At 59.4% G+C, this 15,110-nt stretch carries 12 protein-coding genes; 6 read left to right on the top strand and 6 right to left on the bottom strand.

Features of this window, described 5'->3' with window-relative positions; translation table 11 throughout:
* Both lolA and ACTH3D_RS00715 read right to left on the bottom strand, forming a co-directional pair.
* Entirely contained in the window at window positions 1-630 is a 630-nt protein-coding gene (lolA, locus tag ACTH3D_RS00720) for an outer membrane lipoprotein chaperone LolA (protein ID WP_441664218.1), read from the bottom strand.
* A gap of 118 nt (window positions 631-748) precedes the next feature.
* The gene (locus tag ACTH3D_RS00715; RefSeq protein WP_441664216.1) at window positions 749-4,102 is read right to left on the bottom strand and encodes a DNA translocase FtsK; all 3,354 of its coding nucleotides are present in this window, start codon (window positions 4,100-4,102) and stop codon (window positions 749-751) included.
* Between the two features lie 150 nt (window positions 4,103-4,252).
* Between ACTH3D_RS00715 and aat the strand changes: the two genes are divergently transcribed.
* From aat to infA, 3 genes are all read left to right on the top strand, one after another.
* Window positions 4,253-5,053: a leucyl/phenylalanyl-tRNA--protein transferase gene (gene aat, locus ACTH3D_RS00710; protein WP_441664214.1), complete on the top strand. Its 801-nt coding sequence runs from the start codon at window positions 4,253-4,255 to the stop codon at window positions 5,051-5,053.
* Entirely contained in the window at window positions 5,050-5,790 is a 741-nt protein-coding gene (locus ACTH3D_RS00705) for an arginyltransferase (RefSeq protein WP_441664212.1), read from the top strand. The genes aat and ACTH3D_RS00705 overlap by 4 nt, the downstream gene beginning before the upstream one ends.
* A gap of 182 nt (window positions 5,791-5,972) precedes the next feature.
* Entirely contained in the window at window positions 5,973-6,191 is a 219-nt protein-coding gene (gene infA, locus ACTH3D_RS00700; RefSeq protein ID WP_027961652.1) for a translation initiation factor IF-1, read from the top strand.
* A 183-nt stretch (window positions 6,192-6,374) separates the two neighbouring features.
* Here the strand turns inward: infA and clpA are convergent, their stop codons facing one another.
* The 3 genes from clpA to icd form a co-directional block, all read right to left on the bottom strand.
* On the bottom strand, window positions 6,375-8,654 hold the full coding sequence (clpA, locus tag ACTH3D_RS00695) for an ATP-dependent Clp protease ATP-binding subunit ClpA (RefSeq protein ID WP_441664210.1): 2,280 nt from the start codon (window positions 8,652-8,654) through the stop codon (window positions 6,375-6,377).
* 138 nt (window positions 8,655-8,792) lie between these two features.
* Entirely contained in the window at window positions 8,793-9,116 is a 324-nt protein-coding gene (clpS, locus tag ACTH3D_RS00690) for an ATP-dependent Clp protease adapter ClpS (RefSeq protein ID WP_441664246.1), read from the bottom strand.
* Window positions 9,117-9,399: 283 nt separating this feature from the next.
* On the bottom strand, window positions 9,400-10,656 hold the full coding sequence (gene icd / locus ACTH3D_RS00685; protein WP_441664208.1) for an NADP-dependent isocitrate dehydrogenase: 1,257 nt from the start codon (window positions 10,654-10,656) through the stop codon (window positions 9,400-9,402).
* Window positions 10,657-10,837: 181 nt separating this feature from the next.
* Between icd and ACTH3D_RS00680 the strand changes: the two genes are divergently transcribed.
* From ACTH3D_RS00680 to ACTH3D_RS00670, 3 genes are all read left to right on the top strand, one after another.
* Window positions 10,838-13,075 (top strand): NADP-dependent isocitrate dehydrogenase, encoded by a 2,238-nt coding sequence (locus tag ACTH3D_RS00680; protein ID WP_441664244.1) that lies wholly within the window; start codon window positions 10,838-10,840, stop codon window positions 13,073-13,075.
* Between the two features lie 121 nt (window positions 13,076-13,196).
* Entirely contained in the window at window positions 13,197-13,817 is a 621-nt protein-coding gene (locus tag ACTH3D_RS00675; protein WP_441664206.1) for a pseudouridine synthase, read from the top strand.
* Window positions 13,814-14,266, top strand: coding sequence for an NUDIX domain-containing protein (locus ACTH3D_RS00670; protein WP_441664204.1), 453 nt, complete (start codon window positions 13,814-13,816; stop codon window positions 14,264-14,266). Before ACTH3D_RS00675 ends, ACTH3D_RS00670 begins: the two co-directional genes overlap by 4 nt.
* Before the next feature lie 29 nt (window positions 14,267-14,295).
* Here ACTH3D_RS00670 and lgt read toward each other — a convergent pair whose 3' ends face one another.
* The gene (gene lgt / locus ACTH3D_RS00665; RefSeq protein ID WP_441664202.1) at window positions 14,296-15,099 is read right to left on the bottom strand and encodes a prolipoprotein diacylglyceryl transferase; all 804 of its coding nucleotides are present in this window, start codon (window positions 15,097-15,099) and stop codon (window positions 14,296-14,298) included.
* Window positions 15,100-15,110: the final 11 nt, after the last annotated feature.

The raw sequence follows: 15,110 nt of genomic DNA, 5'->3' as shown, positions 1-15,110 counted from the left end.
TCAGTTGCCGCCACGAATCACATCAGTACCGTCAGGTAGCTCGATACGAAAGCGAGCGTTATCGACGCTGCCATTCTGCTTGACACTGTCAAACTCGATGGCTGTTTGCTGGCCGGTGCTGTCGGTCATCTGCAACCCACCCAGGCGCTCACCGTGGAACGTCAGCTGAAGGGTTTCAAACAAGGTGTCAGCGCTACGCGGCGTCAGTGTGAACACCTCGGTGGTACCACGCTGACTCGAGGTTACCTCGTAGTTTTCAGTCAACGCTTCGGCACTGCCGGACAGTAGCAGCGCCGGCGTATGGGTCACGCGCTGGTCCAGCGGCTGAATGGTTGCCTGCTCCAGATCGGGATCATACAGTGTGACCTGGTCACCGTCTGACACCACAATCTGCGAGTAAGGCGCATCAACTTCCCAGCGAAAACGCCCGGGGCGCGCCAGCCACATCTCACCACTGGCCGACTGCAAGCGCTGCCCGCTGCCATCGAGAATCTGCTGGTCAAAATCTGCTACATAGGTCGTCAGCGGCTCGAGAATCCGAGTCAGGCGATCAGCGCCCTTATCGGCAAGGGCAAAGCCCGGCACAGCCAGTGATACCAGCACTCCGGCAGTCAAGATCCTCAACTTCATCGTGTCTCTCCCTGTAATGTGGCGCAACAGTCCGCCAAAACGGCCTGTTTACTGCGACCGGCATTGCCGCCACAAGTTTCGTTGTGGCGGCAACTTGCACCCTAACTGCACGTTCGTCTCACGCCCCGTGCGAGCGGGCCAGCACTTCCCGGGCACCGTTGCTGCCCATGGGCGATACCACACCAGCAGCTTCCATGGCATCAACCAACCGTGCTGCGCGGTTATAGCCAATCTTGAAGCGCCGCTGTACCGCCGAGATCGAGGCGCGCTGGCTTTCTGTCACAAAGGCCACCGCCTCGTCATACAATGCATCCTGCTCGGCATCATCGCCATCCGCGCCATCCGCTTCGAGCCCGGTCAGGGCATCCGCGGTCACACCGCCAGAGAGTATTTCATCGATATACTGCGGCTCGCCGCGTCGCTTCCAGTCGTCAACCACACGGTGCACCTCATCGTCATCGACAAAGGCACCGTGCACCCGGGTCGGCGCACCGGAACCCGCCGGCAGATACAGCATGTCGCCGTGACCCAGCAAGTTCTCGGCGCCGCCCTGGTCAAGGATGGTCCGGGAGTCAACCCGCGACGACACCTGAAACGCCATACGAGTCGGGATGTTAGCCTTGATCAGGCCGGTCACCACGTCCACCGATGGACGCTGCGTCGCCAGAATCAGGTGGATACCGGCAGCCCGGGCCTTCTGTGCCAGACGTGCAATCAGTTCTTCGACTTTCTTGCCGACGATCATGAACATGTCGGCAAATTCGTCGATAACCACCACGATGTAGGGCAGTTTTTCCAGCACCGGTGGCGGCTGATGCATTTCCCAGGGCTGCGGCTCCCAGAGCGGGTCGGCAACCTGAGCACCGGCTTGTTTAGCCTCATCCAGGCGCTCGTTGAAGCCGGCAATATTACGTACGCCCATGGATGCCATCAGCTTGTAACGGCGCTCCATCTCGGCCACACACCAGCGCAGGCCGTTGGCGGCTTCCTTCATGTCGGTAACCACTGGCGCCAGCAGATGCGGAATGCCATCGTATACCGACAACTCCAGCATCTTGGGGTCGACCATGATCATGCGCAGGTCATCCGGTGTCGCTTTGAGCAGCATGGAGATCAACATGGCGTTGACCCCCACCGACTTGCCCGAGCCAGTAGTGCCAGCCACCAGCAGGTGCGGCATCTTGCCAAGGTTAGCCACCACCGGAGCACCACCGATGTCTTGGCCCAACGCCAGCGTCAGCGCCGAGGTTTCCTTCTGGAAGCGCTCAGAGTCGATCACCTCGCGCAGCCGAATCATGGCACGGTTGGGGTTAGGTATCTCGATACCCACGGTAGGGCGACCCGGAATCACTTCCACCACCCGTACACTCTTGACCATCAGCGAGCGCGCCAGGTCTTTGGACAGGTTACTGATCTTCGAGGCCTTGACCCCGGCGGCCGGCTTGATTTCGAAGCGCGTGATCACCGGACCGGGCCAGGTATCCACCACCTCGGCCTTGACGCCATACTCGCGCAGGCGCACCTCAAGCAGCTCGGCCATATCGACCAACTGCTCCTCCGTGTAATTCGGCTCGTGGGCAGATGGCTCGGTCAGCAGTCGGTAGTCCGGTAAATCGCCCTCCGGCACCTCATCGCCCTCAAAGCTGGGCCGCTGGCTTTGCAGGTGCTCCACTGTCCAAAGCTTTTTGCCTTGCTCAGCCACTGCTGCGTGCGCCTGGCCAGCGGTTGCCAGCTGGCCTTCAGGCTCATCAGTGTCAGCCTCAGGCTTGGAGGGCACGTCGGTCACAGGCACCGCCTTGTCAGATGACGGCTCTACCGCAGCTGGGTGGTCATGGCCTTGGGCATGACTGACAGCAGCGGCGGTAGCTGCCGCGCCTGTCACAGCCATCGAGACACCAGCAGCTGAGGCCGTGTTATTTGACGGGCTTGAGGGGCTCGACAGACTTGAGGTTGAGGTACCCGGCTCAGTGTTAACCGAAGGCCCAACATAGGAAGCTGGCAGCAGCGGCCCATCATCATCCGGCAGCACCGGCTCAGGCACTTCTTCAGGTGAACGAGACTCGGGCTTGGGCACTACCTTGGGCTTCTGCTGTTCAGCAGACGAGATCTCGGACTCCTGAGATACATGCTGGCGCTCTGGCTCTGGCTCTGGCTCTGGCAATTCTGAGGTTGGCGGGCTGTCAGGTACCGACTCCGCTCGCTCGGCAAGCCCATCGTGCTCAGCAGGCTGGGCGATAACAGTTTGCTCTGCACGCGGCTCTTTCTGGTGTGCAGCTTCCTGAGACTCATCAGGCGCGCTGAGCGAAGCTGACGATGTCGTCGAAAATGCCTCATCACACTCAGGAGTAGCACTGCTGGCAGCCGACGCACCTGGCGAAGCAAAGGAAACTTTCGGTTCTTTGCGCTCACCTCCTGATCGACGTGGCTCTATCTTGTCCTGCCCGGTGCCACTTCCGCTGGGGGCTTTGGGCTCAGATACGGGCTTGGTGGACGGTTCCTCATGCAACGAGTCAAGACGACTACTGCCGTAAAGTCCTGCATTGCTCCCGGCAGAGGTTCGGGCAGGCGCTGCCGTTGGAGCGGCCCAGGGAGTCTGGGTGTCGCTGCCTCCGGTCACGGGTTCACCCAATACTGGTTCTGCGAATACGGCGGGCTCGGGTTTTTCTGCCGGGGCCTTGCGCCCAAGGCGACGCCACCATGAAGTCGTCTTTCCGGCGGGCTCGCTGCCGGCTTCCTCCAGCTCTGACGCCTCTTCGACGGACGCATCCGCCATGGCAGCGGCTTTGGCCGCTTTGGCGGACTGCCTGGCTTCCCGTTTGCTGGCGACGCGCGCCGTCAGCCAGTCCCAGGCCCGCAAGCCGTGGCGACCTAGGTCGTCAATCACCAGCAACCAAGAGTGTCCCGTTAACAGTGGCACACCGCACAGCAGGGCAGCCAGCGCCAACAGCGAAGTGCCACTGCCCAGCAGCGGCAGCAGCACGCTCACCAGGCCTTCGCCAAATACACCACCGGTGCCGAAATGCAGGCTACTTTCAGACAGTGGAAAGAGTAACGCACCGAACATGGTGGTTCCCATCAGCACCAGCGTGAGCCCAGTACAGCGCAACGTCAGTTTTATAGGATTCCACTCCAGCCGTTCCTGGCGCGTGCGAATCATCCACCAGGCGCCGTAGCCAAAAATACTCGGCCACCACAAGGCACTGGCTCCAAAGAGGGAATACAGCACATCAGCAATCCAGGCACCAATGGCGCCCATCCAGTTGCTGATGTCGCCCTCAGGGCTGGTATGCGACCAGCCGGGATCAGCGGCATCGTAGCTAAACAGCGCCAGCAGCAAAAACACACAAATCGCCAGCAGCACGATAACAAGGCCTTCACGCAGCGACCCCTGCAGTCGCAACCCTACGCGCTTGGCACGATCCCTGGCCGTTCTGGTCTGTCCAGTCCGCGTGGACTTGTCATTGGCAGTCAACCAGCCATCCCCTTGCGCCCGCAGGCGTCACCTGATCAATATCGACGCAGTATCATACCGAGCCTGCGCACTCCATCACAGTAGCCAGAGGCTTGAGCCTCGAGTGTAGCAGCGGCAGACTAGGTGGCTTATTTTCTCTGGAAAGCACACATGCTGCCCTGGCTCCCCCTTTCTCCTGTCTATTTCCCACCCGTTCAGGACGCCCTGGAGGCACCAGACGGTCTATTGGCCGCAGGCGGAGACCTCAGTCCCGAGCGCCTGTTACTAGCCTATCGCAGCGGAATTTTCCCATGGTACAGCGACGACCAGCCGCTGTTATGGTGGAGCCCGAACCCACGTATGGTGCTGTTCCCTGACGAAATCCGGGTCCGCCGCAGCCTGGCCAAACGCATTCGCAACGGCGGTTTTTTACTGACCGCCAACCAGGCTTTTGATGACGTGGTGGCTGCCTGCGCCTCGCCCAGAGACGAACAGCCCGGCACCTGGATTACCGATGAAATGCGCCACGCCTACCACCAACTACATCGGCTAGGCGCCGCACAGTCTGTCGAGGTGTGGCAGCAAGGACGCCTGGTAGGCGGCCTCTACGGCATCGCACTGGGGCCTGTATTCTTTGGCGAGTCCATGTTCTCCCGCACCCCTGACGCCTCCAAGGTAGCCCTGGCCTGCCTGGCCCGCAGCATGTCAGCCGGACAGGGCCAACTGATTGACTGCCAGATGCATACACCTCACCTGGCTAGTCTTGGCGCCCGCGACATATCCAGAGACACCTTCATAGGCTACCTTGAAACATGGCTGCCGCCGCCCGCAGAAAACAATCTTTCACAATGGGTAACGCCACCCAACTGGCACCTCAACCCCTTGCTGGCCTCTTGCGGAGCCAACAACCAGGCAAGCAGTAAACAATATCCGACCGGCCACACTCACCCCTGCAGGAGACGTCTGAATTGAGCAGCGACAGTGCCAGACAACCGCTTCGCGATCTGCGTTTTTTCGTGACGGCACCTCACGCCTGCAGTTACCTGGAAGATCGCCAGGCCTCCACATTGTTTCTTGACCCCCAAGAAATGCCCGGCCTGGATGTCTATGATCGCCTGACACAGCATGGCTTCCGGCGCAGCGGCCGTCACCTGTACCGCCCACACTGCGAAGGCTGCAATGCCTGCATATCAGTCAGGATTCCGGTCACGCTGTTTCAGCCCAGCCGCTCACAGCGCAAAATCATCCATCGCAATGCCGACCTAACGCTGTCCATTCTGCCATCCGGGTTCGAACAGACGCACTATCTGCTCTATGCACGCTATATACAGCAGCGCCATGCCGATGGTGACATGTATCCGCCCAGCGCCGAGCAATATCGCAGTTTTCTAAGTCTGGAGCGAGACTACGCACAACTCATGGAGATGCACCTTGGCGATCGCCTTATCGCAGTATGCGCCTTTGACACGCTTCGACAGGGCCTGTCAGCCATCTACACCTTCTTTGACCCCGCACCCGAGCTGGAGCGCCGCTCGCTGGGGACCTTCGCCGTTCTCAGCCTGGTGGCACGTGCCCGCACACTGGGCCTGCCTTATCTCTACTTGGGTTACTGGATCAAGGAGTGCCAGAAAATGGCCTACAAGCATAACTTCCGTCCCCTCGAACAACTCGATGGACGGCACTGGCGCCCACTTATCCTGTCAGACTGATCTCTCCTCGCCAAGACGCCCGGTCAAGACTCCGATCCGATATCCATGCACTTTTTTTGCCTTGTGCCGCATCATGCGGCACAATATCGCGCTATTCTGACGGTCATACTAGATGCGACAATCAGCATGATACGGCATCCGGACCGCCACCAGGTAATACCAACAGCGAGGAAATGCCACATATGGCACGCGAAGACCATATTGAAATGGAAGGCGTTATCGTCGATACACTGCCTAACACCACATTCCGGGTCGAGCTTGAGAACGGCCACGTAGTCACTGCCCACATTTCCGGCAAGATGCGCAAGAACTATATCCGCATCCTGACCGGCGACAAGGTCAAGGTCGAGCTGACTCCCTATGACCTGACCAAAGGCCGCATCGTCTACCGCTCCCGCTAAGACGCCAGCGCCGACGTTTTTTATACCGGTTTTCCGTCCGGCGCGCCTTACCTGAGAAAGCGAGCCCAGGCACATCGAACCAGTGCACTAAGAAAACGCCCCGCTATCAGGCAGGGCGTGTTTTCTGTGCAAACCAACTTTCTGTGAAAAGCAACTTCTGTGCTTGGCCGCTACACCGAATATCTATTCAGGGGCTCCGGCCAGTTCCGGCTGCGTCTCAAGGTGAAGCTCGTCGTCTTGGGCGGTGATATGCACCTGGCCACCATTCTCAGAAAGATCACCAAACAAGATCATTTCAGCCAGCGGCTTCTTGAGCTGCTCCTGAATCAGCCGCGCCAGTGGCCTTGCTCCCATGTCAGGATCGTAGCCACGTTCGGCCAACCAAGCCCGAGCATCGTCATCCACATCCATCTGCACCCGCTTTTCATCCAGCTGTGCCTGCAGCTCGACAAGGAATTTGTCGACCACGCTGCGCACCACGGCCGGAGGCAAGGCATCAAACTGGATGATGCCGTCCAGGCGGTTGCGGAATTCCGGCGTGAAGGTCTTGAGAATCACCTCCATCACGTCGGTTGAGTGGTCCTGGGTCTGGAACCCAATAGAGCGCCGCGACGCCCTTTCAGCCCCGGCGTTGGAGGTCATGATCAGGATGACATGACGAAAGTCAGCCTGACGCCCGTTGTTATCGGTCAAGCGGCCACTGTCCATGACCTGCAGCAGCAGGTTGAAGACTTCCGGGTGCGCCTTCTCGATCTCATCCAGCAGCAACACGCAGTGCGGCTGTTTGGTGACGGCTTCAGTCAGCAGGCCGCCCTGGTCGTAGCCCACATAACCCGGTGGCGCACCGATCAGCCGCGAGACCGTATGGCGCTCCATGTACTCCGACATGTCGAAACGTACCAGCTCAATGCCCATGACATTAGCAAGCTGTCGCGCCACCTCGGTCTTACCGACCCCTGTGGGTCCGGCAAACAGGAAGCTGCCCACCGGCTTGTCCGGCGACTTGAGGCCGGCCCGCGACAGCTTGATGGCCGCCGACAGGTTATCAATGGCTTCGTCCTGACCGAACACCAGCATCTTAAGGTCGCGCTCAATATTACTTAGCAGCTTGCGATCAGAGCTTGACACGCTCTTGGGGGGAATTCGCGCCATAGACGCCACCACCGCCTCGACCTGCTCAACATCAATGGTGTCCACCCGAGCCTCCGGCGGCAGCAGCCGCTGATGGGCACCGGCTTCATCTACCACATCGATCGCCTTGTCGGGCAGGTGGCGGTCATTGATGTAGCGATCCGCCAGCCGGGCCGCACTGTCTAACGCCTTGTCGGTGTACTTTAGCTGATGGTGCTCTTCAAAGCGTGAGCGCAGCCCTCTGAGGATCTGGATGGTGTCCTCAACCGACGGTGCCGGCACATCGACTTTCTGGAAGCGGCGGGCCAGCGCGCGGTCTTTCTCGAAAATGCCGCGAAACTCTTCATAGGTGGTTGAACCGATGCAGCTCAGCTCGCCAGAGGACAATAAAGGCTTGAGCAGGTTCGACGCATCCATGACACCGCCCGAGGCGGCACCCGCACCGATCACGGTGTGAATCTCGTCAATGAATAGCACCGCACTGGGCAGTTTGCGTATTTCGGCCAGCAGGCTCTTGAGCCGCTTTTCAAAGTCGCCGCGGTACTTGGTACCAGCCAGCAGCGCGCCCATGTCCAACGAGTAGACCACCGCATCGCTGATCACCTCCGGCACGTCTTCCTCGACAATGCGCTTGGCCAGACCTTCGGCGATTGCCGTCTTGCCAACGCCAGCCTCACCCACCAACAGCGGGTTATTCTTGCGGCGGCGGGCCAGGATCTGTACCACGCGTTCGATTTCATGGGCACGCCCGATCAAGGGATCAATCTTGCCAAGCCGTGCCTGCTCGTTGAGGTTAGTCGCGTAGCTAGTCAATGGGTTGCCGGCGGTCTCGCTACCGCCCTCTTCAGCGTCGTCGACCTGCTGGGCGTCAGCATCAGTGCTGTTTCCCTGATCGACCACCTTGGAGATGCCGTGGGCGATGTAATTAACCGCATCGACCCGCGCCACATTCTGCTGCTTGAGGAAGTAGACCGCCTGACTCTCCTGCTCAGAGAAGATCGCAACCAGTACGTTGGCACCGGTCACCTCACTCTTTCCTGATGACTGCACATGAAAAACCGCACGCTGCAGCACTCGCTGAAACCCCAGCGTGGGCTGCGTCTCGCGCTCAGTGTGGCTTTCAGGAATCAGCGGCGTCGTGGAGTTGATAAAATCCTGCAGATCGGTTTTCAGCTTGTCGAGGTTTGCCCCGCAGGCCCTCAACACCACTGAGGCTGACGCATTGTCCAGCAGCGCCAGCAGCAGGTGTTCAACAGTCATGAATTCATGGCGCTTGGCGCGCGCCACAGTAAATGCTGTATTCAGGGTCACTTCAAGTTCTTTACTTAGCATGGCAGTCCCCTTTTCGCCGCTCAGGACGTGCTTTGGGTCCATCTCGGTCCAGTAATTTCAACATGGCGCGCAAACACCTTGGATGCAAGCCTAGTCAACTGTATTTAGCACCTTTATGCACTAAAAACCCTACCCCGGTCAGTCTACAGGCTCAACATCACTCATCAGCGGGTGCTCACAGGCGCGCGCATACTCGTTGACCTGATAGCTCTTGGTCTCAGCAATGTCTCGCGGAAAAATTCCGCAGGTACCCTTCCCCTGGGTATGCACCGCCAGCATGATCTGAACGGCTTTTTCACTGTCCATATTGAAAAATGTCGTCAACACTTCTACCACAAAGTCCATGGGGGTGTAGTCATCATTAAGCAAGACCACCTTGTACATTGGCGGCCTGCCCAGCACAGGCTTAGCGGGAAGAACCGCCAGGCCACCGCCTTCATCTGGCGTAGACGGACGTGTCATGCCGGCACGCGGCAGCGGAGGTGGCAACTGATTTACCTTGCTGCCGAAAGTCGTTGTCATAGGTTTCATTAAAATAGACGCATAAAGATCGGATACGTGCGACGAGCCTGCAACCGGGGCCACCTTCGGTATCTAAGTATTGTTTCATTAGACGCCACAAGCAGCGCATCGTTCATCACATCATTGATGGAAAAGCCGGCCCAAAATAGCACTGGAGTACGTGAAAAGCCCTTGTCCGCCTGGCGGACAAGGGCCCTGAAGCGACTCGATCACGATGGCTAATTTACATGTTGTCAGCGACAGCCTGGCCGAACTCGGAGCATTTGAGCAGTTTGGCATCGTCCATCTGACGATGGAAGTCATAGGTGACTTCCCCCTTGGAAATGGCTGCCTCCATGCCTTTGATCACCAAATCAGCCGCCTCGACCCAGCCCATGTGGCGCAACATCATCTCGGCCGAGAGAATCAGCGAGCCTGGGTTAACTTTGTCCAGACCAGCGTACTTCGGCGCCGTACCGTGGGTGGCCTCAAACATGCCCACGGCGTCAGACAAGTTGGCCCCTGGTGCGATACCGATACCGCCGACTTCAGCGGCCAGGGCATCAGAGATGTAATCGCCGTTCAGGTTCAGCGTCGCAATGACGTCATATTCCGCCGGACGCAATAAGATCTGCTGCAGCATGGCGTCGGCAATCACGTCCTTGATGACGATATCCTTGCCACTTTTCGGGTTTTTCATGGTCATCCAGGGCCCGCCATCCAGCAGCTCGGCACCGAATTCGTCCTTGGCCAGCTCGTAACCCCAATCCTTGAAGGCACCCTCGGTGAACTTCATAATGTTCCCCTTGTGCACCAGCGTCACCGACTCGCGATCGTTATCAATGGCATACTGCAGGGCCTGGCGCACCAGCCGCTTGGTACCCTCCTCGGACACCGGCTTGATGCCGATACCGCAGTCCTGGGGAAAGCGGATATTGGTGACACCCATTTCCTCGCGCAGAAACCTGATGACCTTGTCGGCTTCCGGCGAACCCGCTTGCCACTCGATACCGGCGTAGATGTCCTCGGAGTTCTCGCGAAAGATGACCGTATCCACGTCCTGGGGGCGCTTGATCGGACTCGGCACACCGGTAAACCAGCGTACCGGGCGCTGACAGACATAGAGATCGAGTTTCTGGCGCAGCGCCACATTCAGCGAGCGGATACCACCGCCCACCGGCGTAGTTAGCGGCCCCTTAATGGAAACCACGAAGTCCTTGACCGCTTTAAGCGTCTCTTCGGGTAACCAAGTGTCGCCATCATAGACCTGGGTGGCCTTTTCACCAGCGTATATCTCCATCCAGTGAATCTTGCGTTCACCGTTGTAGGCCTTTTGGACAGCGGCATCGATGGCAATCTTCATTGCCGGTGTCACATCAGCACCGATACCGTCACCTTCGATGAACGGAATGATCGGATCATTCGGCACGTTCAGCGTGTTATCGGCGTTAACGGTTATCCTGGTGCCGTCCGTGGGAACGACAATTTTCTGAAACCCCATATGGAGAACTCCCCTGTCTGGTCTATCAGTGGAACCTCGAGTATAGCATTTACGCCATGGGCCAGAGTAGGCTGCGGGGGGACACCAGTCGACAAGAGAGATATAATCAACTCTCACTGGAGGGTGCCCTGTGCGACGCCTCCGTTCCTTGCCACCGCAGTGACCAGAGAGATCTATGTCCATGTCCCAAACGCCCAAGATTATCTACACGTTCACCGACGAAGCGCCTGCCCTGGCGACCCACTCGCTGCTGCCGATCATCGACGCCTACACCGACGCTGCCGGCATCGAGGTAGAAACCCGCGACATCTCCCTGGCCTCACGGATCCTCGCCCAGTTCTCCGACTGGCTGACCGAGGATCAGCGTGTGGAGGATCACCTGACCGAGTTGGGCGCCCTGGCTAAAACGCCAGAAGCCAACATCATCAAGCTACCTAACATCAGCGCGTCCATGCCGCAGCTTCGGGCTGCCATCAAAGAACTCCAAGGCCAAGGCTATGCCCTGCCGGAGTACCCGGACGAGCCAGGAAACGAGAAAGAGAAGGACATCAAGGCGCGCTACGACAAGGTCATGGGCAGTGCCGTCAACCCAGTGCTTCGTGAAGGCAACTCGGACCGCCGTGCGCCCAAGGCAGTCAAGGAGTACGCTCGCAAGTATCCCCACCACATGGGGGAATGGAGCCAAGCCTCGCGCAGCCACGTTTCACACATGCATGAGGGTGACTTCTACGCTGGCGAGAAGTCGATAACACTGGACCGCGCCCGTGACGTGAAGATGGAGCTGATCACCGCAAGCGGCGAGACCAGAGTGCTCAAGCCTAAGATTTCGCTGCTCGATGGGGAAGTCATCGACAGCATGTTCATGAGCAAGAAGGCGTTGCTGGACTTCTACGAGAAAGAGATTGACGACGCCTACAAGACGGGCGTGATGTTCTCGCTGCACGTCAAGGCGACGATGATGAAGGTCTCGCACCCCATCGTGTTCGGCCACTGCGTCAGGATCTTCTACAAGGAAGCTTTTGAGAAGCACGGCGCACTGTTCGACGAACTGGGCGTCGACGTCAACAACGGCATCGCCAACCTCTACGAGAAGATCGACACACTGCCCGAAAGCCAGCGTGACGAGATCATCCGCGACCTGCACGCCTGTCACGACCAGCGCCCGGAGCTGGCGATGGTTGACTCAGCGCGCGGCATCACCAACTTCCACTCGCCCAGCGACGTGATCGTGGATGCCTCGATGCCTGCCATGATCCGCGCCGGCGGCAAGATGTATGGTGCCGACGGCCGCCTCAAGGACGTCAAGGCGGTAATGCCAGAGTCGACCTTCGCGCGTATCTATCAGGAGATGATCAACTTCTGCAAATGGCATGGCGCCTTTGATCCCGCCACCATGGGCACCGTGCCCAACGTCGGCCTGATGGCACAGAAGGCAGAAGAATACGGCTCCCACGACAAGACCTTCGAAGTGCCGGAAGCTGGCGTTGCCAACATCACCGACCTGGAGACCGGCGAAGTGCTGCTGTCACAGGACGTTGAGGAAGGTGACATCTGGCGCATGTGTCAGGTCAAGGACGCGCCGATCCGCGACTGGGTCAAGCTCGCCGTGGATCGCTGCCGCGACTCCGGCATGCCGGCGGTGTTCTGGCTCGACCCCTACCGCCCCCACGAGAACGAGCTGATCAAGAAGGTCAAGACCTACCTCGCCGAGCACGACACCGAAGGCCTGGATATCCAGATCATGTCTCAGGTTCGTGCCATGCGTTATACCCTGGAGCGCCTCGCCCGTGGCCTCGACACCATCTCGGTAACCGGTAATATCCTGCGCGACTACCTGACTGACCTGTTCCCGATCCTTGAGCTTGGCACCAGCGCTAAGATGCTCTCCATCGTACCGCTGATGGCGGGTGGCGGCATGTTCGAAACCGGAGCCGGCGGCTCCGCGCCAAAGCACGTACAGCAGGTTCTCGAGGAGAACCACCTGCGCTGGGACAGCCTTGGAGAGTTCCTGGCCCTGTGCGCCTCTCTAGAGCACCTCGGCAAGCAGTTCGGTAACGAGCGCGCAATACTGTTGGCTGATGCGCTGGACAAAGCCACCGGCGAATTCCTCGAGAACGACAAGTCGCCCTCGCGCAAGGTAGGCGAGCTGGACAACCGCGGCAGCCACTTCTACCTGGCGCTGTACTGGGCCGACGCCCTGGCCGCCCAGGACCAAGACGCAGGCCTCAAGGAGCTCTTCGGTCGTCTGGCCGAGACCCTCAGAGCCAACGAGGCGACCATCCTCGAAGAGCTCAACAGCGTGCAGGGCCAACCGGTCGATCTCAAGGGCTACTACCACGCCGATGCTGAGCTGGCACGCTCCGTGATGCGCCCCAGCAAGACCCTGAACGAAACCCTGGCGATGGTCGCCAAGGGCTGAGTCAAGCGTACTGCAACCACCGCCCTGCCCTGACAGGAACAGGGCGGTCTTACTGGCTCCCGTCCGCCCATGGCAGACGGGAGCTGTTACGTTCTGACACCGAAACAGTAGAGAGGCTGCAATGAACCTCTACCTGCTCCACAAGCCCTATCGCATGCTGTCCCAGTTTACTGACCGGACTGGCAGTGAAGGTAATCCACGCGCGACCCTGGCTAACATGATCGACGTCCCCGGCATCTATCCGGCCGGGCGCCTCGACTACGACTCAGAAGGGCTGCTGCTGCTCAGCGACGACGGCGAGCTGATCCATCGCATCGCCCATCCGCGTTTCAAACAGCCCAAGACCTATCGGGTGCAGGTTGAGGGCACGCCCGATGACACCGCACTCGAGGCACTGCGTAAGGGCATCACGCTGAAAGATGGGCTCACCCGCCCGGCGCGGGTAAAACGCCTTCGCAAAAGCGGCCTTGCCGAGCGCGAGCCGCCGTTGAATCCCAAGCGCCACCCTGTTACCAGCTGGCTTGAGCTGACTATCAGCGAAGGCCGCAACCGGCAGGTAAGGCGCATGACGGCTCATGTCGGCTACCCAACACTGCGCCTGGTGCGCGTGGCTATCGGTCACTGGCTGCTGGACGGCCTGGCACCAGGCGAGTGGCGAAGGGAAACCCTGCATGCGCCAGCACAGCACAAACGCCATCCACGCAAACCGTCCTCATCACCATCAAAACGGAGGCATCAATGACACGCTGGCAGCCCTTTACCACCGTCGCCACGGTAATCGAGCAAGCAGGCCGTTTTCTGATGATAGAGGAGCGTCATGGGCAGGGCGCGACGCTATTCACTCAGCCGGCTGGGCACCTGGAACCCGGTGAGAGTATCCGCGACGGCGCCCTGCGTGAAGTGCGTGAAGAATCCGCCTGGGAAGTCGACATTGCCCACTACTTGGGCCTTTATGTGTTCCAAGCGGCTGACGGCAAGACATTCCACAGTCACGGCTTCAGCGGCACAGTCCTCCATCCGCTCGACAGACCGATTGATTCGGGCGTGGTGGCGGCTCATTGGTTGACGCTGAAGGAAATCGAGCAGCTGGAACGCCAGCAGCGGCTACGCAGCCCGCTGGTCATGCGGCGTATCCGCGACACCCTGGCCGGGCACTTCTACCCGGCCGATGTCATTCACGAGCTTGGTTGACTGCACCTAACCGCTGCTGGCGACGCCGCTCAACTGGCTTTCGCGGGAATTCGCGCATCCACCGGCTGGCTACGCGACCACAGGATCAATCCTAGCCCGGCCACTATCATCGGCAGCGTCAGCAACATGCCCATGGTGACCCAGTCGAGGGCGACAAAGCCGATGTGTGCGTCCGGCATGCGAACGAACTCCACCGCAAAACGGAAAATGCCATACAGCACCAGAAACCAGCCGGATACCAGACCACGCTGGCGCGGTTTGGCTGAGATGACCCATAGCACGACGAACAGCACCACACCTTCCAGTAGCGCCTCGTAGAGCGCGGACGGATGGCGCGCCTGCGGCCCCATACCAGGAAACGGCATGCCCCAGGGCAAGTCGGTCACCCGCCCCGGCAGCTCATGGTTGATGAAGTTACCGATGCGCCCAGCACCCAGCCCAATCGGCACCAGGGGTGCGACAAAGTCCGTCAGCGTAAAGAAGGCCAGCCCCTTGCGGCGGGCAAAGTACAGCGAGGCCAGCAGCACACCCAGCAGGCCGCCGTGGAAGCTCATGCCACCATCCCAGACACGAAACACCCATAGCGCATCGGCCTGCCACTGCCCCAGACCATAGAACAGCGCATAACCCAGACGACCACCAATCACTACACCCAAGGCGCCATAGAACAGGTAATCGCCCATGTCATCCTTGCTCAGCCCGATGCGCTCAATGCGCATCCGCCCCAGCAGCAAAGCGGCCACAAAGCCGAGCACATACATCAAGCCATACCAGTGAACCTGTAAAGGGCCCAGCGAGATAGCAACGGGGTCAATGGTGGGATAACTGAGCATAATGTCCTCTA

The sequence above is a fragment of the Halomonas sp. genome (assembly GCF_052095765.1).
Classification (GTDB): domain Bacteria; phylum Pseudomonadota; class Gammaproteobacteria; order Pseudomonadales; family Halomonadaceae; genus Halomonas.
Note: the sequence above shows the minus strand (reverse complement) of the source record. Positions and strands in the feature narration are given on the sequence as shown.

Coding starts and splice junctions, on each gene's coding strand:
- lolA (WP_441664218.1), bottom strand. CDS start 630: ATGAAGTTGAGGATCTTGACTGCCGGAGTGCTGGTATCACTGGCTGTG.
- aat (WP_441664214.1), top strand. CDS start 4,253: ATGCTGCCCTGGCTCCCCCTTTCTCCTGTCTATTTCCCACCCGTTCAG.
- infA (WP_027961652.1), top strand. CDS start 5,973: ATGGCACGCGAAGACCATATTGAAATGGAAGGCGTTATCGTCGATACA.
- clpA (WP_441664210.1), bottom strand. CDS start 8,654: ATGCTAAGTAAAGAACTTGAAGTGACCCTGAATACAGCATTTACTGTG.
- clpS (WP_441664246.1), bottom strand. CDS start 9,116: ATGACACGTCCGTCTACGCCAGATGAAGGCGGTGGCCTGGCGGTTCTT.
- icd (WP_441664208.1), bottom strand. CDS start 10,656: ATGGGGTTTCAGAAAATTGTCGTTCCCACGGACGGCACCAGGATAACC.
- ACTH3D_RS00680 (WP_441664244.1), top strand. CDS start 10,838: ATGTCCCAAACGCCCAAGATTATCTACACGTTCACCGACGAAGCGCCT.
- ACTH3D_RS00675 (WP_441664206.1), top strand. CDS start 13,197: ATGAACCTCTACCTGCTCCACAAGCCCTATCGCATGCTGTCCCAGTTT.
- ACTH3D_RS00670 (WP_441664204.1), top strand. CDS start 13,814: ATGACACGCTGGCAGCCCTTTACCACCGTCGCCACGGTAATCGAGCAA.
- lgt (WP_441664202.1), bottom strand. CDS start 15,099: ATGCTCAGTTATCCCACCATTGACCCCGTTGCTATCTCGCTGGGCCCT.